The organism is Paenibacillus sp. FSL M8-0212 (assembly GCF_038004645.1).
Lineage (GTDB): Bacteria > Bacillota > Bacilli > Paenibacillales > Paenibacillaceae > Paenibacillus.
Window position 1 is genome coordinate 4,604,388 of record NZ_JBBORP010000001.1, and the last position, 21,893, is coordinate 4,626,280.

Annotated in this window: 13 protein-coding genes; 10 read left to right on the forward strand and 3 right to left on the reverse strand. The window is 49.3% G+C overall.

Going from position 1 to position 21,893, the window contains the following annotated elements:
• The first annotated feature begins 20 nt into the window (after positions 1-20).
• Complete coding sequence (locus MKX68_RS20240; protein WP_091028391.1) at positions 21-455, forward strand: NUDIX hydrolase; 435 nt, start codon at positions 21-23, stop codon at positions 453-455.
• A 56-nt stretch (positions 456-511) separates the two neighbouring features.
• Here MKX68_RS20240 and MKX68_RS20245 read toward each other — a convergent pair whose 3' ends face one another.
• Entirely contained in the window at positions 512-1,513 is a 1,002-nt protein-coding gene (locus MKX68_RS20245) for a Na/Pi cotransporter family protein (protein ID WP_315937168.1), read from the reverse strand.
• A 732-nt stretch (positions 1,514-2,245) separates the two neighbouring features.
• Between MKX68_RS20245 and MKX68_RS20250 the strand changes: the two genes are divergently transcribed.
• From MKX68_RS20250 to MKX68_RS20275, 6 genes are all read left to right on the forward strand, one after another.
• Complete coding sequence (locus MKX68_RS20250; RefSeq protein WP_047843789.1) at positions 2,246-3,622, forward strand: class I SAM-dependent rRNA methyltransferase; 1,377 nt, start codon at positions 2,246-2,248, stop codon at positions 3,620-3,622.
• A 199-nt stretch (positions 3,623-3,821) separates the two neighbouring features.
• Entirely contained in the window at positions 3,822-7,325 is a 3,504-nt protein-coding gene (gene addB, locus MKX68_RS20255; protein ID WP_340913914.1) for a helicase-exonuclease AddAB subunit AddB, read from the forward strand.
• On the forward strand, positions 7,322-11,749 hold the full coding sequence (gene addA, locus MKX68_RS20260) for a helicase-exonuclease AddAB subunit AddA (protein ID WP_340913915.1): 4,428 nt from the start codon (positions 7,322-7,324) through the stop codon (positions 11,747-11,749). Before addB ends, addA begins: the two co-directional genes overlap by 4 nt.
• 59 nt (positions 11,750-11,808) lie before the next feature.
• Positions 11,809-12,993: an exonuclease SbcCD subunit D gene (locus MKX68_RS20265; protein ID WP_036615059.1), complete on the forward strand. Its 1,185-nt coding sequence runs from the start codon at positions 11,809-11,811 to the stop codon at positions 12,991-12,993.
• Positions 12,990-16,409, forward strand: a complete 3,420-nt coding sequence (locus tag MKX68_RS20270; RefSeq protein ID WP_340913918.1) for an SMC family ATPase — start codon at positions 12,990-12,992, stop codon at positions 16,407-16,409. Before MKX68_RS20265 ends, MKX68_RS20270 begins: the two co-directional genes overlap by 4 nt.
• Before the next feature lie 586 nt (positions 16,410-16,995).
• The gene (locus MKX68_RS20275) at positions 16,996-17,340 is read left to right on the forward strand and encodes a hypothetical protein (protein WP_036674796.1); all 345 of its coding nucleotides are present in this window, start codon (positions 16,996-16,998) and stop codon (positions 17,338-17,340) included.
• A 772-nt stretch (positions 17,341-18,112) separates the two neighbouring features.
• On the opposite strand, the gene MKX68_RS20280 is transcribed toward MKX68_RS20275, so the two are convergent.
• Both MKX68_RS20280 and MKX68_RS20285 read right to left on the reverse strand, forming a co-directional pair.
• The gene (locus MKX68_RS20280; RefSeq protein WP_340913920.1) at positions 18,113-19,246 is read right to left on the reverse strand and encodes a bifunctional cystathionine gamma-lyase/homocysteine desulfhydrase; all 1,134 of its coding nucleotides are present in this window, start codon (positions 19,244-19,246) and stop codon (positions 18,113-18,115) included.
• A gap of 1 nt (position 19,247) precedes the next feature.
• Entirely contained in the window at positions 19,248-20,171 is a 924-nt protein-coding gene (locus tag MKX68_RS20285; RefSeq protein WP_340913922.1) for a PLP-dependent cysteine synthase family protein, read from the reverse strand.
• A 247-nt stretch (positions 20,172-20,418) separates the two neighbouring features.
• Between MKX68_RS20285 and MKX68_RS20290 the strand changes: the two genes are divergently transcribed.
• The 3 genes from MKX68_RS20290 to MKX68_RS20300 all read left to right on the forward strand — a co-directional run bounded on the left by MKX68_RS20290 (position 20,419) and on the right by MKX68_RS20300 (position 21,643).
• A complete protein-coding gene (locus MKX68_RS20290) occupies positions 20,419-20,778 on the forward strand; it encodes a histidine triad nucleotide-binding protein (protein WP_024628477.1) in 360 nt (119 codons plus the stop codon).
• 232 nt (positions 20,779-21,010) lie between these two features.
• Positions 21,011-21,184: a 30S ribosomal protein S21 gene (gene rpsU, locus MKX68_RS20295; protein WP_005547957.1), complete on the forward strand. Its 174-nt coding sequence runs from the start codon at positions 21,011-21,013 to the stop codon at positions 21,182-21,184.
• Positions 21,185-21,199: 15 nt separating this feature from the next.
• Positions 21,200-21,643 carry a GatB/YqeY domain-containing protein gene (locus MKX68_RS20300; protein ID WP_017687237.1) on the forward strand — a complete coding sequence of 148 codons (444 nt, stop codon included), beginning with the start codon at positions 21,200-21,202 and terminating at the stop codon, positions 21,641-21,643.
• Positions 21,644-21,893 lie beyond the last annotated feature (250 nt).

Sequence of the window (21,893 nt, forward strand, 5' to 3'; positions counted from 1 at the left end):
AGTTGATGGGGGAGAGCACGATGAACAAAAAAGAAATTTCAGCAGGCGGAGTTGTTTATAGAACAGGGGAAGACGGACGTCTTCAAATTCAGCTTATCGTAGATCGTTATGGTAAAACAACTCTCGCCAAGGGCAAAATGGAAGAGGGAGAAACAATCGAACAGACGGCACTGCGCGAGATTTTGGAAGAGACAGGTATGGTGGGTCGCATTGTAGAGCCGGTTGATATCATTGCTTATACGTACCAACATGCAGATTTTGGCCCGGTGGACAAGGAAGTTCATTATTATCTCGTTGAAGCCGAGAGTGGTGATCTACAGCCTCAGATTGAAGAAATTAAGGGTGTGGATTGGTATGCTCCGGAAGAAGCATGGTCCTTACAGCAGCAGAGCGGATATGATAATAACGATGATATCTTGCGTGTAGCCCTGAACAAGTTAGGCATTAACGTATAACGCATTATAGTCCTGGTCAGTTAACCGCGTGTTCTGTGGGTCTGATAGGCAGATCATCAAGCCACGGGTGACTTCGCCGCTGGGGCGTGGACCGGTGGTTTTTTGTGCCAGATTGGCAAGTAACAGAACGGTAAAGCAAGCAGTGAGCTAGTGATGTTAAAAAGGGTCTGGGCATGCGCAATCTGTGCCCCGTTGTCCGCTGACAGCCAGGCCGAAGCTGCATGCAGCTGGCCGATCAGCGGCATAAACAGCAGCGCTCCCGCAATGTTTAATACAACATGGGAGGCTGCGACAAATTTGCCTGCGGATGCTCCGCCCGCGGCAGCGATCACAGCGGTGATGCAGGTCCCCACATTGGACCCGATCACAATGGCGATGCCGATCTCCACAGGTAATACCCCTGTGGCTGCGAGCGTAATCGCCATGCTAATGACAGCAGCGCTGCTGTGAATGAGCGCTGTCAGACAGGCACCTGCCAGGAAGCCCCACCACAAGCTGTCGGCCGAGCGGTCGAGAAACCATTGAAATACGCCCATGCTCCGCAAGGGTAAAGCAATGGATTGCATCACCTGAATGCCTGTCATAACAAGTGCAAATCCCGCAGCTGCGAGGAAGCTGTACTGTATGTTAAACAGAGTCCGGCGTGTGCGTTCAGGAGCGGCCAGATTGCGTTCACCAAGGACAACAAACATGGCCCAGCCCGTAAGCGACAGGACAAGCAGCGGCAGGGAAGCACGTCCGATCTGTAATCCCACCAGCTCCGTCGTCAGACATGTCCCGATGTTGGTACCGAGGATGATGCCGAGTGTGCGTCCATAGGTAATTAATCTGGCATTAGCCAGTCCAATGGTGAGTACGGTGACCGCAGTACTGCTCTGTAACAGGGCCGTTGCGCCCGCACTGAAGGCCATGCCTTTCCATGGAGCAGAGGTGGCGCGATTGAGCCAACCTGCCAACATGGGCCCTGCCATGCGCTGCAAGGCCGTCTCCATCAGCTTCATGCCACCAAAAAAGATAATAAGCCCATAGAGTAGGGGCAATATCACATCTCTAAACATAAAAATATCATTCCTTCCGTCCGGTTCCTTAACTCATCCTATGAGTAAGAAAAGACAACCATGACAAGCCTAAAGGAATTCAGAGGGAAGCGACCTACATTATCGGCCCCTAATTCAAAAGATACGGTGATTCGTGCAAACGTAGTGGAGGGGACGAAATCGAATCTGAAGAAGCGAAGCGCTCGCCTAAAAGCTTTCTGAAAGAAAGCTACATCGGGAGCATATGCTGTCTCCGGATTTTCCTTTAAGAAAGGGGATTAAAAAAAATCTGGAGACAACAGCGATCGAAAGATCGATTCGAACCCGGAACGCCACCTAGTTGCTGCACCCCAATTAGAAAGATACAGTGATTCGTGCAAACGCAGCGAAGAAGACGAAATTGTTACCGAAGAAGCGAAGAGTGCGCCTTTGTCCCCGGATTTTCCCTTTTAAGAAAGGGAATCAAAAAAAATCTGGAGACAACAGCGATCGAAAGATCAATTCGAACCCGGAACGCCACCTAGTTACTGCACCCCAATTCGAAAGATACGGTGATTCGTGCAAACGCAGCGAAGAAGACGAAATTGTTACCGAAGAAGCGAAGCGCTCGCCTTTATCCCCGGATTTTCCCTTTAAGAAAGGGAATCAAAAAAATCTGGGGATAACAGCGATCAGAGGAACAATTCGTCGCCGTAGCGTCTCCTTTGTACCAAACCTATCTTTTCAACTAACTATGAAAGAAGTGGATCTACCTTGCCATCAGTTACACTCGAACGCAGTCGCAAAAAGCGACTTGAACATGCCCATCCATGGATATTTAACAATGAAATTGCCTCTGTTGACGGAAACCCGGAACCGGGAGATCTGGTCAATGTATTGAATCATCAAGGTCGCTATCTGGCGACAGGTTATTACAATCCTGCATCTCAAATCACAGTAAGAGTTGTAGCTTATCAACCGCTGGAGTCCGAACAGATGGACACCGCGTTTTTTGCAGCACGTTTCCGTGATTGCTTGCGTCATCGGGAACGTTTTATCCAGGATGGAGAGGCATACCGTCTCGTTTACGGAGAAGCTGATTTTCTGCCAGGATTGATCGTTGATCGATTCGGCAGCATCCTCGTTGTACAGTTGCTTACACTTGGCATGGATCGTTGCCGTGAAGCGATTGTACAGGCACTCATTGAAGTAATGCAGCCGGAAGGCATATATGAGCGCAGTGATGTCTCAATTCGTGAACTCGAAGGTTTGGAGCAGACCAAAGGTCCGCTGTACGGAGAGTGCCCACGACATGTCACCGTTACAGAGAATGGACTTCTCATTAAAGTGGATATCGTGGAAGGACAGAAAACAGGTTACTTCTTCGACCAACGTGAGAATCGTGCAGCCATCGAACCGCTCATGAAAGGTTGGGGCTACAAGAGTGGAATTACACTTCAAACGACCGAGCAGGATGGCACAGAGCAACTCTTGCCTGTGAATAAAAGCGGTAAGGTAGTTACATTCCCTTATTGGGACGGTGCTACTGTACTGGAGTGTTTCTCACACACGGGCAGCTTTACGTTGAATGCTTGCAAGTATGGAGCCAAAAAAGTGACTTGTCTTGATATTTCGGAGCATGCCATTGAGAGTGCACGAACAAATGTGGAGCTGAACGGTTTCACCGACCGGGTCGAATTTGTAGTTGCTGACGCATTCCAGTACTTGCGTGAACAAGTGAAAGGACTGGATGAACGTACTGCACGTGCACGTGCAGGCGAACAGAAAGTGGATACATCCAAAGCGCTGGCAGCTGGCGGTAAAACATTTGATGTGGTCATCCTCGATCCTCCTGCATTTGCCAAAACGAAATCAGCAGTCAAAGGTGCATGCCGTGGATATAAGGATATCAACCTGCAAGGAATGAAACTGGTTAATGAGGGCGGATATTTGGTAACAGCGAGCTGTTCGTATCACATGCGTCCAGACCTCTTCCTGGATACGATTGCCGATGCAGCGGAAGATGCAGGCAAAGTGCTTCGTCTGATCGACTGGAAGGCAGCCGGTAAGGACCACCCGCAAATTTTGGGCGTGGATGAAGGACATTACCTGAAATTTGCTATTTTCGAAGTGCGCAGTAAAAAGAATTAATTGTATGATTTCCGTTCCAATCAAGTATAGATCGAGTCAAAAGTCCACAGTGTGATAGCTGCGGGCTTTTTGCTGTTTTGCTGTGTTAACGGAGATGATCTCCGGTTTTACCGAATAGTGGCAAACGTATGTTCCGAACCAAGTCAGATATGTTATACTGGGAATTAAAATCTTGTACGTGTGGTTTGGAGGATTAGACATGTCCGTTCGTTTTGTTATTGGCCGGGCAGGCAGCGGCAAAAGCTCGCTGATTACCCGGGAAATTACATCCCTGCTTCAACAAGAACCGCAAGGCACACCTTTGATTTTGCTCGTTCCCGAACAGAGTTCTTTTCGAACAGAGCAGGCATTGGTGTCTTCTGGAGCAATTAAAGGTACCATGCGTGCAGAAGTGCTCGGCTTTCGCCGTTTAGCCTATCGTGTAATGCAAGAAGCAGGTGGTTCTGCTCGTATTCCGATCGGAGCCGAAGGCAAAAAGATGCTGCTCTATAAAGTCATCCAGCGCCGTAAGGAAGAATTGAAGCTGTTTGGTGCATCCGGCAGCCAGCTGGGTTTTATAGGCGAATTAAATGACTTATATAGTGAATTTAAACGTTATGAAGTTGATCCATCATTGCTGGAAGAAGGGATGTTTGGAGGGAATACCTCATCCACTTCGCCAATTCTGGAGGACAAGTTGCATGACTTGAATCTGATATATCGTGACTATGAACAGGAATTGACCAATTTATATATTGATGATGAAGACACGTTGACCGAGCTGACAGATCGTTTGTCGGAAAGTGCATTGCTGCAGGATGCCCAGATATGGATTGATGGTTTTCAGGGATTCACACCACAGGAGATGAGTGTGATCGGTCGGCTGATGTTGCAGTCCTCTTCCGTGACCATTGCACTGACATTGGATCGTCCTTATGATCACGGCGCACTGCCTGGAGAACTGGAACTGTTTTATCCTACGGCAAGTGCCTACGCGCGTCTCAAAGGAATGGCTGAAGAACTGGGTGTACCGAGCGATATAACCGTGCTAGATTCGGAGATTCCACCGAGATACAAGGATCGTCCGGGACTTGCTCATCTGGAGGCTGGTTTCGACCGCCGAATTCGTTGGAAAAGTGAAGGCCTTGATTCCGGAATCCGACTGGTTGCAGCAGAGAACCGACGAGCTGAGATGGAGGGAGCACTGCGTGAGATGCGGCGTCTGGCGCAAAACGAAGGTGCGCGTTATCGGGACATGGCGGTACTTGTTCGTCAGTTGGATACCTACGCTGATATAGCTGAACCGTTATTTAGGGATTATGGCGTACCCGTCTTTCTGGACCGTAGAAGAAATGAACTTCATCATCCATTATCTGAGTTTATCCGTTCCGCACTTGATATTGTTCGGCGCCACTGGCGTTACGAGGATGTATTTCGCTGTGTGAAAACGGATCTGTTGCTTCCGCGTGATGGTTCCATCACCCGTGAAGATATGGACCAGCTTGAGAATTATGTACTGGCTTGTGGTATTCATGGGTATCGCTGGACTGACGGCAAACCGTGGAAGTATGTACCAAGTCTTTCGCTGGAAGACAACGGTCAGGATGGCCGTAGTCGAGGACGGGACCAAATGCTTTCTTTAATGGAGAGCTGCCGAACGGTCATTACAGATTCCTTGGGTGTTTTTGAGAAGCGAATGAAAAAGGCAAAGACAGCCAAAGCCCAGTGTGAGGCACTATACAGACTGCTGGAAGATGCTGAGATCGCATGGAAGCTGGAGAATATGTCTGCTGAAGCTAAGGCACAAGGTGACCCCGAACGGTCGAGAGAACATCGGCAGATGTGGGGAGCTGTGCTGGATTTATTGGATCAGATGGTCGATATGATGGGGAATGAACGGCTGGATATCACGCTGTTTGTCGGGATGATTGAGACCGGATTGACGGAACTGAAGCTGGGTCTGGTACCACCAGCACTTGATCAGGTATTGGTTGGTTCTATGGACCGTACACGACTTCAGGACATCAAATACGTATTTATCCTGGGCGCCGTTGATGGTGAATTACCTGCCGTACCTCAGGATGATGGCGTATTAACAGAACTGGAGAGATCGTTACTGACGGAAAGAGGCGTGGCACTTGGACCAGGTGCAACAAGGCAGATGCTGGATGAACGTTTTCTGATCTATACGGCACTTACAGCGGCAAGCAGCCAGTTGTGGCTGAGTTACCCGGTTGCTGATGATGAGGGGAAAGCACTTCTTCCTTCCGAGATTGTCCGCCATGTACGGAAAATGTTTGGTCTACAAGAACAGCCGTTGCTCGCTCAACCACCGGTTGCGAACTCGGAAGAAGCGCATTGGTCCTATGTCACCCATCCAGGTCAGAGTCTGTCTACGCTCATTGGACAATTGCGCAAATGGCGCCGTGGAGAAGACATCCCTGAAATGTGGTGGGCGGTCTACAATTGGCATGTCTCTCGGGAGACAAGCAGACCTCAACTGGAGCGGTTGATGGGATCGATCTTTTATCGTAATCGGGCATTACCACTACGTACAGCTACCAGTCGCAGATTGTATGGTACAGAGGTGAGGACAAGTGTCTCGCGAATGGAACGGTTCGTAGCCTGTCCGTTCTCTCATTTTGCTTCGCATGGGCTGCGCCTCAAAGAACGGCAATTGTACCGCCTTCAGGCTCCTGATATTGGACAGCTGTTTCATGCTGCACTAAGCCAGCTGGCTATGCGGTTGCGTGAAGAAAATCGTAGTTGGGGCAGTTTGACTCCAGACCAATGCCGTCAGGAAGCCGAGCAAACTGTGGAGCAGATTGCACCACAGCTGCAAGGGGAGATTTTGCTAAGCACCAAGCGATACGGTTATATTTTCCGCAAATTGAAGGACATTGTTAGCCGCGCATCCGTTATTCTTGGTGAACAGTCCAGACGCGGAAGTTTTGAACCGATTGGATTGGAGCTTGATTTTGGACCGGATAAAACACTGCCGCCACTACGTTTTGAACTGGAGAACGGCTGTGTGATGGAGATCGTGGGTCGGATTGACCGAGTAGATGTCGCAGAAGGAGAGAATGGTCTGCTCCTGCGTGTCATTGACTATAAATCAAGCCAGACGGACCTCAAGTTACATGAAGTGTACTATGGTCTGTCATTGCAAATGCTCACCTATCTGGAGGTGCTGCTTAGTGCTGCCGAAGAATGGCTTGGGGAAACGGCGATGCCGGGAGGAACGTTGTATTTCCATGTGCATAACCCGCTGTTGCAATCCGCAAACGGCATGACATCAGAGCAGGCAGGACAAGAACTGCTGAAACGGTTCAAAATGAAAGGTTTGCTGCTGGCGGATCGGGACGCAATTGCTCAAATGGACAACACCCTGGATAAGGGGTATTCAGCTATTATTCCAGTTGCTCTTAAGGCGGACGGAAGCTTTTATAGCAGCGCCGCTGTAGCTACGCCAGAGCAATGGGATACGCTGCTTGCTTCAGTCCGCAGTAATATCCGTGAGATTGGTACCCGGATTACGGATGGAGATGTGGCCATTGAGCCTTATCGTATTCAGCAGGAAGTGGCGTGCACGTTCTGTCCATATAAGCCTGTTTGTCAGTTTGATGAGAATATAGAAGGAAATGAATACAACCTGTTGTCCAAACCGGGCAAACAGCAAATCTGGGATATGTTATCTCACACCAAGGGAGGGGAAACATCATGACGAATATGCCAAAACCGGAAGGAAGCTTTTGGAGTGATGACCAGTGGAGTGCCATCTCGGAAAGCGGAGAAGACATTCTGGTTGCCGCAGCGGCGGGATCAGGAAAGACAGCCGTGCTGGTTGAACGAATTATTCGCAAGATCGCAGATCCCTCCCAAGGATACAGTGTGGATCGTTTGCTTGTAGCTACGTTTACCAAAGCGGCCGCCGCCGAGATGAAACAACGGATTCGGGAAGCGTTGGAACGTGCGCTGGAAGAACAGCCTGGAGAAGAGCATTTGCGTAAGCAGCTGTCGCTGCTTGGACGGGCATCTATTACAACGCTGCATTCATTCTGTATGGAAGTCATTCGCCGTTATTATCAGCAAATTCCGTTGAACCCGGCTTTTCGTATCTTGAATGAAAATGAAGCGGAAATCATGCGGCAGGAACTGCTTGAAGAACTATTTGAGGAAAAGTATGGCGAAGAAGATGAAGGGAGTACATTCCGTGAATTAGTGGACTGGTTCAGTGGAGAACGAAACGATGATGCGATGCATCGACTGGTGCAACGTTTGTATGATTTCTCCCGCAGTCATTCCTGGCCGGATCATTGGCTCTCAGAGATGGCATCTGCTTTTCAGGTGGAAAGTGTGGAGGCACTTGGACATTCAGCATGGGTTCAGAGTATTTTGCGTGATGCGGCTCTTGCTTTAAGTGGTGCAGCAGGACTGCTTCGTCAAGGCATCCATATTTCCATGCAACCTGAAGGTCCGACACCTTATGCAGATACGTTAAAAGAAGACCTGGTGATGGTAGAAGAACTGTTGTCTGCGGTTGAGATTATGCCATGGGAGAGGTTGCCTGAAGTGTTTCAACCCGCTGCTTTTGGCAAACTGAAACCCTGCAAAAAAGATCAGACGGACCCGGCTTTACAGGATCAGGTGAAGGAACTTCGGGAGGCTGCGAAAAAGGCAGTTACCGACCTGAAAGGTTCATTGTTCGGAAGAACTGCGTTTGCGTTCTGGCAGGAGCTGGAGCAGGCGGCACCACTCATGCAGGAGTTGTCAAGGTTGGTTAGTACATTTGGAGAACGTTATCGACAGGCCAAACAGGAACGTGGGCAAGTTGACTTCAGTGATCTGGAGCATTACTGTCTTCACATTTTACGACATGAGGATTCAACGCCTGAACTGTCGATGCCTTCCGATGCGGCTATGGAGTACCGTTCGCGATTCGATGAAGTGTTGCTTGATGAATATCAGGACACCAATACGGTTCAAGAAGATATCGTCAAGCTGATCTCCAGAGAAAACCCGGGTAACCGATTCATGGTCGGTGATGTCAAACAGAGTATCTATCGTTTCCGGTTGGCCGAGCCGGGTCTGTTTATGAACAAGTATCGCCAATATGGAGCGAGCACACGTGAGGACGGAATGGTGGGAGATCATCTGAGTCGTACAGGTCAACGTATTGATCTTGCGCGGAATTTCCGCAGTCGTGCGGAAGTCGTGCATTCGGTCAATATGATATTCCGGCAACTCATGAACGAAGGTGTAGCAGAGATTGCTTACGATGAACGAGCTCAGCTGGCATATGGGGCTACGTTCCCGTCAGAAACACTTGGTGATGAGGCGTATACACCTGAACTCATGCTGATCGATCGTCAGGGTGGTGGTCCTGATCTGACAGAGAGCACGGATGAGAATGGGGATGTATCGGTCTCCGCAGAACTGGAGAGTGCCGAACTTGAAACAGCCCAGTTGGAAGCAAGGGCGATCGCAAGGCGTATTCGTGAGATGGTTGGGGATACGGACAAACCTGCCCTCCATGTATATGACAAAGCCCTGCAAACGATGCGCCCGGCACGTTACGGTGACATGGTCATCTTGCTGCGTTCGACCTTGATGTGGGCTCCGCTCATGATTGAGGAATTCAGACAGCAGGGAATTCCTGCTGGAGGAGAACAGAGCAAGGGTTATTTTCAGGCTACAGAAGTGGAAATCATGATGTCTCTGCTTCAGCTTGTTGATAATCCAAGGCAGGATATTCCGCTTGCTTCCGTGCTTCGTTCCCCGATTGTCGGACTGGATGAAGAGGAACTGGCACAGATTCGGCTTGGTGACAAAAGACAGTCATTTTATGATGCGGTTATATCGGCTGCTGGAGAGTGGAGCGATTCCTCCACTAATGCTGTACAACAATCCCGGCAGGATAATCATCCTGATACCAATATCGTCCAGTTACAGTGGCCGGAAGCCTGGTCAGAGATGGAACTGGGACAGCGGGAGACAGCAGCTTCAGTCGAGGCAGAGATCCTGGATGGTGTCTATGAATCCGATGTGCCTACATTGCATACAGATGGAATGCAAGATGCTGGTGTTGCGGGACATGCAAGTGAGGATTTGAGCATAACGGAGATCTCAGGCTCGGAGTTACAGCAAAAGTTAATTCGCTTTATGCGTCAATTGGAGCAGTGGAGACTTGAGGCAAGACAAGGCAGTTTAAGTGAACTGATCTGGCGTATGTATCGGGAAACCGGGTATTTGGACTGGGTTGGTGGTCTTCCAGGAGGACTGCAACGTCAAAGTAATCTTAAGGCATTGTACGATCGCGCACGACAATATGAGGAAACAACTGCGAATCGCGGCTTGTTCCGTTTCCTGACCTATGTTTCCAGACTGCGGGAAAACGGGGGAGACCTCGGGACTGTAGCAAGTAGTTCTGGCGAGCAGGACAACGCCGTACGGATCATGACGATTCACCGGAGTAAAGGTTTGGAGTTTCCAATTGTTTTTGTCGGTGGCATATCCAAGATGTTTAATCAGCAGGACTTGAACGCACCGTTTCTAATGCATAAGGAACTGGGATTTGGCCCGAGGTTTGTGGATCGTGAGAACCGGGTTGCCTATCCTACATTAGCCAATCTGGCGATTCGTCGTCGTGCGCAATTTGAACTGCTTGCTGAAGAGATGCGTGTGCTGTATGTTGCGTTGACCCGTCCCAAAGAGAAAATGATTCTGCTGGGTACTGTAAAAGATGCCGCGAAAAAAGCGCTGGCGTGGTCTCAGGTCAAAGATAGCCCTGAATTGGCATTGCCAGACTATTTGCTGGCTGCTGGACGGAGTTACCTGGACTGGATTGGACCATCCCTGATGAGACATCCAGATGCGGCTGTTCTTCGTGAACTTGCTGGAAGCAATGATTCGTTCTCAGCCTGTCTTGCAGATGATCAATCACGCTGGGCGATTTCTATTATTTCCGCCGATCAGGTATCCCGTGATCATGTAGTGGATCAGACACTCGGAGAAGAAGACGTGATGACTGAGGTACGGAAAGAACGAATTGCTGCACTACAAGCGGTTCAGCCTGTGAAGTTGGTTCCATCCTCAACAGTAGAAGAGCTGACGAAGAGTGCACAAGTCACGGCTAACCAAAACATTGAAGATGCAGGTACACACACAGTAGCTCTTCATGAAGAAGAGACACGCCTGATTCGCGAAGTTGATCAACGGCTTTCGTGGACATATCCCTATGAAGCTGCAACTCAAGTGGCAGCCAGTACATCTGTCACGGAGTTGAAAACGTTACTTGCGATGCAGGACATCCAGTCCGTAGAGGTGATGGAGGAACTGGGGGAGAAGTCCGAGAAATTATTGGATTATAACACCTCAGGAATCAATAACATCAAGGATGAAACAAGCCATGCTCATCGTGATGCATCCAGTGATTCTATCAAGCATGAGGCTGGGTTAGGGTCAGATTCAAACCGTACGGTGAACCTTCCGGATGCGGGATCTGCGGGTACGTCTTTCAAACTGCACCTGCGTCGTCCCAAATTCATGGAGGCAACGCAGCTGACAGGGGCAGAACGGGGGAACGTGTATCATACGTTGATGCAGCATCTTCCTATAGATGGATCATCTGTTGATTCACAGCTTATTGAACAGACGATTGAGCGGTTGATTAAGCTTCAGATTTTGCTGCCCCATCATGCTGCGGCAATCGAACCTGAAGAACTGGCCGGATTCTTCAATACAGAACCAGGAAAAGAATTATTGCGTGCAACGTGGGTGAAACGGGAGATTCCGTTTGTGTATGGACTTCCGGCACATCAGTCTCCTGTGGAATGGATACATGAACGGGCGGCGGACTCAGATACACAGATGCTAAAAGAAGATAGCAAAATGCAGGCAACGATTGAAAATGAAACCGTGCTTGTACAGGGGATTATCGATTGTCTCTATGAGGTGGACGGCGAGCTTGTCTTGCTTGATTACAAGACGGATCGGGTGTTGGAGCATCGTGGTGGTTTGGATGAACTCACTAAAAAATATCGCTTCCAGCTGGATCTGTATGGACGGGCCATTGAAGATATATTGGGACGGAAAGTTGACCGGAAATGGCTGTACTTTTTTGATGGTGGACATGCAGTGAAATTGTAAAAGAACTGGATCGGAATTTAAAACCATGGATTTCATATGGGAGAGGGGTGGAACGGACGATGCGTATTTTGCATACAGGGGACTGGCATTTGGGAAAAACGTTGGAAGGACGAAGCCGACTGCGTGAACAGGAAGATTTCGTTGATGAACTCGTCAGGGTGGCTGATGAGCAGCAGGCGGATGCTATATTGATGGCCGGAGATGTGTATGATTCGGTGAATCCTCCCGCAGCGGCGGAACAGCTTTTTTATGAAGCGGCAGCGCGTCTGACGGAGCATGGAAGACCTCTTGTGGTGATTGCAGGAAATCATGATCAGCCAGAACGTGTAGCTTCTGTAACTCCACTTGTGAACAGACAGGGCATCACACTCGTAGGGATGCCTACTTCAGAAGCGGTGACCATCCATGCAAAGCGAACCGGAGAAATTGCACAGATTGCCGCATTACCGTATCCTTCTGAAGCCAGATTGAATGAACTGCTGACAACAGATGGGGACGAAAATGTGCTTCGTCAGGCATACAGTCACCGTGTGGGCATGTTAATGCAGCGTCTGGCAGCTTCTTTTCGCCCGGATACCGTTAACTTGGCCATGAGTCATATCTATGTGCTCGGCGGACTTGAGAGTGATTCGGAACGTCCGATTCAGATCGGTGGGGCCTACACGGTGGACCCTTCATCTTTATCGACTGGTGCGCAATACACGGCACTTGGGCATCTTCATCGCGCACAGGCTGTCAAAGGAGACGGTGTGATTCGATATAGCGGTTCTCCCCTAGCCTACAGCTTCTCCGAAGCGGGGCAGAGCAAGTCTGTCACGATGGTTGATCTGGCACCGGGTGGAGCAGCACAAGTAGAGGAAGTTTTGTTAACGTCCGGGCGTCCGCTTGTGCGTTGGCAGGCGCGTGGTGGTCTGGCAGAAGTATATCGCTGGCTGGATGAGGGACGTGATCCGCAGGCTTTTATTGACATGGAAGTGTGGCTGGACGAGGCGATGTCTCTGAAGGAGATTCAGCAGCTGCGAAAATCACATGAAGGTATCATCCATATTCGCCCGGTGTATCCCGAGATGGCTGCAGCAGGACTTTTGGAGCAACGATCCGAGCTACCTGTACATGAACTGTTCCGTAAATTCTATCAGCGTCAGACCGGTGGCGCACAACCGGAAGACAGCCTGGTACAGCTTTTCCTGGAACTTGTCGATGAAGATGAGCCGGGTGTGCGTGAGGAGGTCGAGGAAAGATGAAGCCTATTCTATTAAAAGTTGCCGGACTGCAAAGTTATCGGGAGATGCAGGAAATTGATTTTACCGTGCTGACGGAGACGGGGCTATTCGGTATATTCGGTCCAACGGGTAGTGGTAAATCTTCCTTGCTCGATGCCATCACACTCGCCATGTACGGAAAAGTGGAACGCGCGGTGAACGGGACGCAAGGCATTATGAATCATGCAGAGGATTCGTTGTCGGTTGCTTTTACATTTGAACTGATGTCGGCGGAAGGCACTCGAAGGTTCCGGGTAGAGCGACGTTTCAAACGAAATAATGAAGTGTCGGTGAGTAACACGATCAGCAAATTCATAGAGACGGTTAATGGCGAAGAACATGTACTTGCCGACAAATTGGCAGATGTGAATCGTTGTGTTGAAGATGTGATCGGTTTGAAGATGGATGATTTTACACGGGCAGTGGTGCTTCCGCAAGGAAAGTTTGCCGAGTTTTTGTCACTCAAAGGCAGTGAACGTCGCCAGATGTTGCAACGATTATTCCATCTGGAGAAGTATGGGGACCAGTTGGCTATCAAATTAAGTCGGCGGGTCAAGGATAATGATATGGTTCACCAATCTCTTGCTGCGGAGCAACAGGGACTGGGCAATGCCAGCAAGGAGACGCTGGAAGAAACGAAACGTCTTCTTCAAGCCGCTGTTCAGCAGTCTGAATTGTCCCGCAAAGCGCTGGATGAAGCTGCGAAGGAAGCTGAACAACTGGGCAAAATTCGTGAGTTAAGTAACGAACGGCAGGCCCGGACGGATGAACAGCAGAAGCTGAAAGCACTGGAACCACAGATAGAGGCAGGCGAACAACGGCTGAAACAATCCGTTGCGGCAGATGCAATACTTCCTGCGTTGCAGACGGTTCGAGATGCTATGGCTTCACAGAAGCAGCGGCAGGATACCGCCGAGACAGCTCATCAGCAAGCACTGGAACATGAGCGTATGGCTGTTCAGGAAGCGGAGAAGGCCGAGACGGCACGCAAGCAAATGGCGGAGGAAGAACCGAAACTGTTGCTGCGCCTTGAGCAGCTCGAACAAGCGAAAGAGCTGCAACGGGAACGCGACGGGCTTCAAGCCGATTGCTCGCGCCTTGCTCAGTTTCTGGAACAGGGGCAGGGCGAGCAGACTGCGCTGGGACAGCAACTTGAGAAAGAAAAGGAGCTGCAGCTGCGCGGGCGCAAACGGCGTGAGGAACTACAGGAGAGCCTCAAGCCAAATGAGGTGAAGTCAGAGGAACGCAGGCAACTTCAGGCTGCGCTTGAACTGAAGCATCGTGTGGATACTGCTGCGGAGCAATTACATCAATACAAGGCTGACATGCAAGCCTATAAGCAGTCGGCGGAACAAGGAGCCGACAAGCTGAAGGCGGCGGCTGAGGAGGAAAGACGCCTGAGTGATCAGCGTCAGCATCTGGTAGAACAGGCGTCAGCAGGTCTTGAGGCCTTGCTTGCCTGTGAGCAGGACATTAGCCGCGAACAGAGCCTGCTGGCTCTTGCGGAGGAACAGCTGCGTGGCACAATGCGTGAGCAGGAGCTGCACCGGCTGTCCTCCGCATTGCGCGCCGAGCTGCGTGACGGCGAGCCATGCCCGGTGTGCGGCTCGCCGCATCACCCGCTCCCGGCTGCGCCGCCGGGAGAAGGTCCGCACGCAGGCGATGCGGACCTGGAACTGCTGCGCAGCCTGCACGCAGAGCTGCAGGAGCTGCGCTTTGGGCTGCGCCAGCAGCTGCACGAACGTCGCAGCCTGCTGACGCAGCTTGGCGCTGCGGCCGGCGAAGCTCCGGCCGCAGCCGAGGCCGCGCCTGCGGCAGCGGAGCCCGAGCCCGCCGGGTCGCCCGAACACGGGCGCTCCCCGGCAGGCTGGGCATCGCGTGCCGCTGCGCTGCGCGAAGCCGCGCAGGCGCTGGCTGCCGCAGCAGCGCCGCTCCAGGCCGAAGCCGCCGCGTTGCAGCAGGCGGCTGTGGGCGCGCAGCAGCGCCGCATGGAAGCGGCAGCTGCGCAAGAGGCCGGCCGTGCCGGGCTCGTCCAGGCGGAGCGCAAGCTGGCCGAGAGCGAGGCCACAGCGGCTGCCTTGCAGAGCCGCTGGGCCGCGGAACTGCCGGGCATCGCTCAGGAGGAGGCCAAGGCCCTCTATCAGGCGATGCAGGAGCGCGATGCGCGCGCCGAAGACATCAAGGAACGTCTGAACAAAAGCGTGACGTTCCTTGAGGAAAAAGACCAGATCATCCAATCTCTCCAGCAGAAGCTGGTTGAATTGGATAAACAACTGATTCAGTGGCAAACGGAGTGGCAGGGCAATAGCAAACAGCTGGCCGAGAAGGAAGAACGTTTACGCCAGTGGGTAGGGGAGCAGCGGGTAGAGGATCTGATTGCTGCGGCTCAGGCTCGTCTGGATGGACTGCGGAAAGCAGCTACAGACTTGGCACAACGCTTCAAAGAAGCGGACACGCTGAAGCAGGAATCAGCCAAGAAAGACGTTATGGCTCAGCAGGCAGCCGCCTCGGCCACAGAACATCTGCAGCAGGCACAGGAACGGTGGAAGCAATTGCTGGAACAATCCCCGTTTGACTCGGATGATGCTGTTGTATCCGCGGCGATTCCATCCCAGGAAGCAGAGCGACTGGCAGGGGAGATCCAGCAGCACCGTGAACGTGAGCGTGAACTGGCATCCCAGTTGCGTGAATTGGAACAAAAGCTGGCTGGAGCTGTCGTATCGGAGGAACAGTGGTTAGCCTGCACCGAACGTTTGCAGCAGGTCCGAATTGAGGACGAGGCTGCCCTTCGTGCTAAAGCACGTGCAGAACGTGATCTGGAGGATGTGGAGCAGCGACATGTTCGCTGGACCGAACTTGAGAACAAGCGGGTGGAGGTAAGCCGTCAAGGCGAACTGCTCAGCAAACTGCAATCCGCGTTCAGAGGCAATGCTTTTGTTGAGTATATTGCCGAAGAACAACTGATGCAGGTTAGCCATGCGGCATCTCAGCGTCTGCGCTTTCTGACCAAACAGCGTTATTCACTGGAGGTGGATTCCGGTGGTGGTTTTGTAATCTGTGATGATGCCAACGGGGGAGTCAAACGACCGGTATCAACGTTGTCAGGTGGCGAGACATTTTTGACTTCGTTGTCACTGGCCTTGGCACTGTCGGCCCAGATTCAGCTGCGAGGTCAGTACCCACTTCAATTTTTCTTCCTGGATGAAGGGTTTGGTACTCTTGACCCTGAACTGTTGGATACCGTCATTACGTCTCTGGAAAAATTGCATGACGACCGATTGGCTGTTGGTGTAATCAGTCACGTGCCTGAACTGCGTGCACGCTTGCCGCGCAAACTTGTTGTGATTCCGGCGGGTGAGGCCGGAAACGGCTCACGTGTGGTCTTGGAGACCCTGTAGAGGGCAATGTGTAAGCAATATAGATCATAGAAGCGCCTCTAATAGTCCAAGCAAAATGAATATTAGAGGTTGTTCAAAAAGTCCGCTTTTGATTACGAATGGTGCCTGGCGGCATCATCAACATCGAATATGGAATTCAGCTGAAATAAGTAGGGGCTTACGGAGGTTTTTTCTTCGGAAACATTGCGGTTGCTCACGTAGCTCTATCTATGCTCCGCTACTCCATTTCTAGCTTTATCCCGTCTTTTTGGTATTGAAAACAGCCCTTTTTAAACACGCACTATTACGGAATATCATTTTTGTAAAAATATTTCTTTTCTTGCTTTTATAACATAGCGGAGTGAGTTACATCACAGATACAGGTTCATCCCGCTGTTATACTACAGTTAAGCCGACAAACTTTTTTAAGTACCCCGGCGGACATCTGATCAGGACGTTTCCTGAATAGATGTCCGCGCAGCAGACTTCCAAGGAAGCCGCTCACGGGGTGCTTCTTTTTTGTGTTTTCTCGTCAGTAGTGTCAATTCGCCCAGTTCTGAATACCATGAAAAGGTGATCAAGAGCAGAATCAGGGAGGCGTTGGCAAGTGGAAAAAGTGGAAGCGAAGAAAATATGCAAGGAACACATGCACCGTTATGTATGTGTACAGATGAATGACGGTATGCACTACGATGGTATTATGGAAAATGTGGATGACGAAATGATCTACCTGGCTGTTCCCGTTGGACCAGAAGCCATGGTGAATCATGCGAACTGGGCTCCAAATGCAATGCCTGGAGCAAACTATCCGATAGGTCATACTCGCGGATTTTACCCAGGATACGGGTACCCTACTCCTTATCCGTATTATGGTTATGGCCGTAGACGTTTTAACCGACTGGTGCTCCCGTTATTTGCGCTTACAGCGTTAACTCTTTTACCGTACTATTGAAATTAGAAAAAACAGTCATAACTGCAAGTGACACATTCTTATGTACCCTATGGGCATCCTATGAAAATCCTCGAAAAATAACTAGCTGAGGATGGATGTTTCATTCATGGTACCGTACAGCATGAAACAGAGAGGTCTTATCACATACAGAGTCTCAGCCTGATGTATCGCAACAGTCATTGCAATACAACTGGCAACATACGAACATCCAAAAAGGTCATGCCTGTGCAGAAGCGAACTTCTGTAAGGCATGACCTTTTTTTGAACCTAATTAGTGTAAGGTTGAGGATGAACGGATAGTATATAGCGTGTATTCAAACCTTGCTGAAAGCAGAAGCAGGTCTAAACGTGTCGCAGCAGAGGCATACCACATCCTGAATATGTGAGAACGTTCCTAAGTGCGAGCAAACGATCAAGACATAAAGCTTTAATTCTTTATCCCGATGAAAATCTACGCTTCGGGGTGGAATCGCTGCTGTTCTCTTGCCCACGGTTGGAGGAGCGGAGCATGGTGTGCGAGCGCTGACGAATCTGAGGCATCTTATTCAAGGTTTTGAAGCGCCCGCCAAAATTTTAAGGAATCTGAGACACGTTATAACCGTATAAAGAGCCGTTTTCAGCATTTTTTGAGGTTATTTTGGGAAATAACGTGCCTGTTGTTCCTAATAATTTCCAATGAGGGCCTGAACATCAAATAAGACTTCCTGTGTTCCTTAGTAAATCTTCGACCACCCATTCACGAGTATCAGCCAGCACGGACTTCAAAATGCCCTTAACCTAATGCGGATTTCAAATCCTCAAGTAAATCCTCAACATCCTCGATCCCAACGGAGATCCGAATCAATCCATCCGTGATGCCCAATTCTTGCCGACGCTCATAAGGAATGGAGGCATGCGTCATTCGGGCAGGTACAGAGATTAAACTTTCCACCGCTCCCAGACTTTCAGCCAATGTGAAATAACGAACTTTGCTTAATATTTCATCTACTTTTTCAGCACTGCCTACATCAAAGGAAACCATACCGCCATATCCTCTCGCTTGCGTGGAAGCGAGCTTGTGCTGTGGATGGTCGGGCAACCCGGGATAATAAACTTTGCTCACTGTTGGATGCTGATTCAAAAATGTCACAAGCTGCTCTGTATTGCGTTCCTGTGCTTCCATCCGCAATCCCAATGTTTTAAGACCTCGCATTAACAACCAGGAATCCATGGGTCCCAGGACTGCGCCGATTGCATTTTGGATAAAATGCAGATCTTCTCCAAGTTGCTCGCTGTTAACAACCGCAAGTCCTGCCACGACATCACTATGACCACCGATATATTTTGTTGCAGAATGCAGTACAATATCTGCCCCCAGAGCCAGCGGGGTCTGCCAATAAGGCGTACTAAACGTGTTATCCACGATGAACAGCAATTCATGTTGTTTCGACCACTTCGCTACAGCAGCAATATCGGTGACCTTGAGTAACGGATTGGTAGGTGTTTCTACATAAATGGCCTTTGTATTGGATTGCAAAGCCTGCTCCATTGCTTGTAGTGAGGTGGTATCTACAAAGGTAGACTCGATCCCCAGACGATTTAGAACCTTGGTGAAAATGCGGTAAGTCCCGCCGTATACGTCATCCGTCAGAATGACGTGATCTCCAGTTTTCAACAGAGACAGTACAGCGTGAATTGCAGCCATGCCCGAACTAAAAGCAAAACCTCGAACGCCATCCTCCAGCTCTTTAATGACTTCTTCCAACGCATGACGGGTAGGGTTGCCTGTACGTGAATACTCGTATCCTTTGTGTACGCCAACCGATTCCTGCTCATACGTGCTTACTTGATAGATCGGTACACTCACTGCTCCAGTGTGTGGATCACCAACAATACCTGCATGAATCAGCTTGGTTTTTGGTCTCATTTCATTGACCTCCATTATAGATATTTTGGCTTAAATACCGTTCGCTGCTATCCGGGAAAATAACGACGATGTTACTTCCGGTAGCTGCGTGAACCGCTTCGTTTAATGCGGCTTGCATAGCTGCACCTGAGGAACTTCCTACCAGTAAGCCTTCCAACAAGGCTAGATCCTTGACCCGCTCAAAGGCATCTTCATCTGAGATCGTATGAATGGCATCAAAGTAACTCACATCCATAAAAGAAGATAACGTTTCGACCCCTATTCCTTCTGTGCGATGTGGTCCCGATGGACCTCCTGCGAGAATCGAACCTTCGGGTTCTACGATACATGTTTTAATTAAGGGGTTTTGCTCCTTCAAATAGCGAGACACTCCCATGAAAGTTCCGCCAGACCCGGCTCCGGCGACATATACATCCACCTGCCCGTTCAGATCACGCCAAATCTCAGGGCCCAGATGTTCATAATGTGCGAGTGGGTTATCCGTATTGGAGAACTGACCTGGAATATACGAACCAGGTATTTCTTTCGCCAGCGATTCCGCCTTGCGTATGGCACCAGTGATTCCTTCGGATGTGGGTGTGTTGACGACCGTAGCCCCAAGGGCTTTCATCAACTGCTGCTTCTCAACGCTGAACTTCTGAGGTACTGTGAAAATGACCTTTAAATTAAGGCCTACAGCCGCCATTGCAAGACCAATTCCTGTGTTGCCTGCGGTAGCTTCGATCACCGTTCCACCTGGCTTAACATCTCCTCGTGCCAAGGCCTTTTCCAATAAAAACTTGCCGATTCGGTCTTTCACGCTTCCTCCAGGATTCATGAATTCCAGTTTGGCGAACAGGCGGATTCCTTCCGGTAATGGATAACGAGTTAATTCAAGCAAAGGTGTATTACCTATAAGTTCCTGTACATGTTGATAAACGGTCAAATTAACCAATCTCCTTTTGTGTGTCATTAACCATACATATTTGTTTAATTGGGAAAAGTGCGTGATAAAACCATATTTCGATAAAATGGCTTGGTATACATCCAATGTTGTATAGTGTTCGGCTCGATGATAGATGGAGAGTTGACCTAGAATACCTGGTTGTGTGTCTAGAGATTGGACGTGGGTTTTTACTTTTAGTATGATAGAGGGGAATACATACACTGGAATACAAAGGAGGGTATGAACTATGGATTGCTTATTTTGCAAAATTGTAGAGGGCAGCATTCCCTCCAATAAAGTACTGGAGAATGACCATGTTATCGTTTTTCATGACATCCAGCCCGCTGCACCGACACATGTTCTTGTCATTCCGAAGAAACATATTGCTTCCATGAATGAAGTTACTGCAGAAGATCTGCCATTGATCGGCGAGATTCATCTGGCTGCTCAAGAAGCGGCGAAGCGTCTTGGCGTGGAGGAAACAGGATATCGATTAATCAACAATTGTGGTAAGGATGGAGAACAAACCGTTCATCATCTGCATTACCACTTGTTGGGTGGTACCAGACTTGGCGTGTTGACAAGTCTGTCCGATTCTCACAAATAAACGAGCTGATGGGTACTACTATTGAGGATTTAGTCATATGCATTAAATCCATGAATGTGTGACCAAATGCTTATATAATGAATCCATTTCATAATACCTTTGAGTTATAAAATGGATTCAAATAAGTGATCATTACATTGAGGTTGACACCTTTATTATCTTTCGCCTATAATGTAAGATGATGAACCGTGTTATTGCTCTTGGACGGTCTGGTCGGAGGGAGGGAAAACTGGTGTCTGAAACTAAAGTTCGCAAAAACGAGACTATTGATGCTGCACTTCGTCGTTTTAAACGCTCCATCGCTAAAGATGGCGTATTGGCTGAGGTGAAGAAACGTAAGCATTATGAGAAGCCAAGCGTAAAGCGCAAGAAAAAGTCCGAGGCTGCTCGTAAGAGAAAGTTTTAGGAGGATTTTAACTACATGAATCTTAGCGAACGATTGAACGAAGATATGAAGCAAGCGATGAAGAGTAAGGACAAGTTCAGACTCTCCAACATTCGGTTGATTCGTTCGACGATCAAGAATCTTGAAATAGATTTGAAAAGAGATTTGGATGACAACGAAGTGCTTGATATCCTGAGTCGTGAAATCAAACAGCGCAAAGATGCCCTCCAAGAATTTGACAAAGCGGGCCGTGAAGATCTCGCGGCAAATGCAAAAGCGGAAATTGAAGTACTCATCCAGTACCTTCCCACACAGCTTACCGAAGAAGAAATTAAAGTTATTGTACAGCAGACCATCCAGGAAACCGGTGCTTCTTCGAAAGCCGAGATGGGGAAAGTCATGGCGGCCCTTATGCCGAAAGTTAAAGGCAAAGCGGACGGCAAACTGGTAAATCAAGCAGTTCAACAATTTCTGCAATAAAGCAAATCAATAAACACCTCCTGACTTGTCAGGAGGTGTTTTTTCCATTTACCAGAAGGGATGATATCCTTGGGATGATGAAATTTCTTTTTAATGGTTAATATATATTATTATGGATTTTTATTCTTGCAATTGATCGAGATTTCAAATATAATTTTAAGATTTTGAAACGAAATGTTGCATTGCACGTAATAAATACCATAAGCTGGACAGTATAACATTAATGGAAAAGGGGGGACTATTGTGAAGG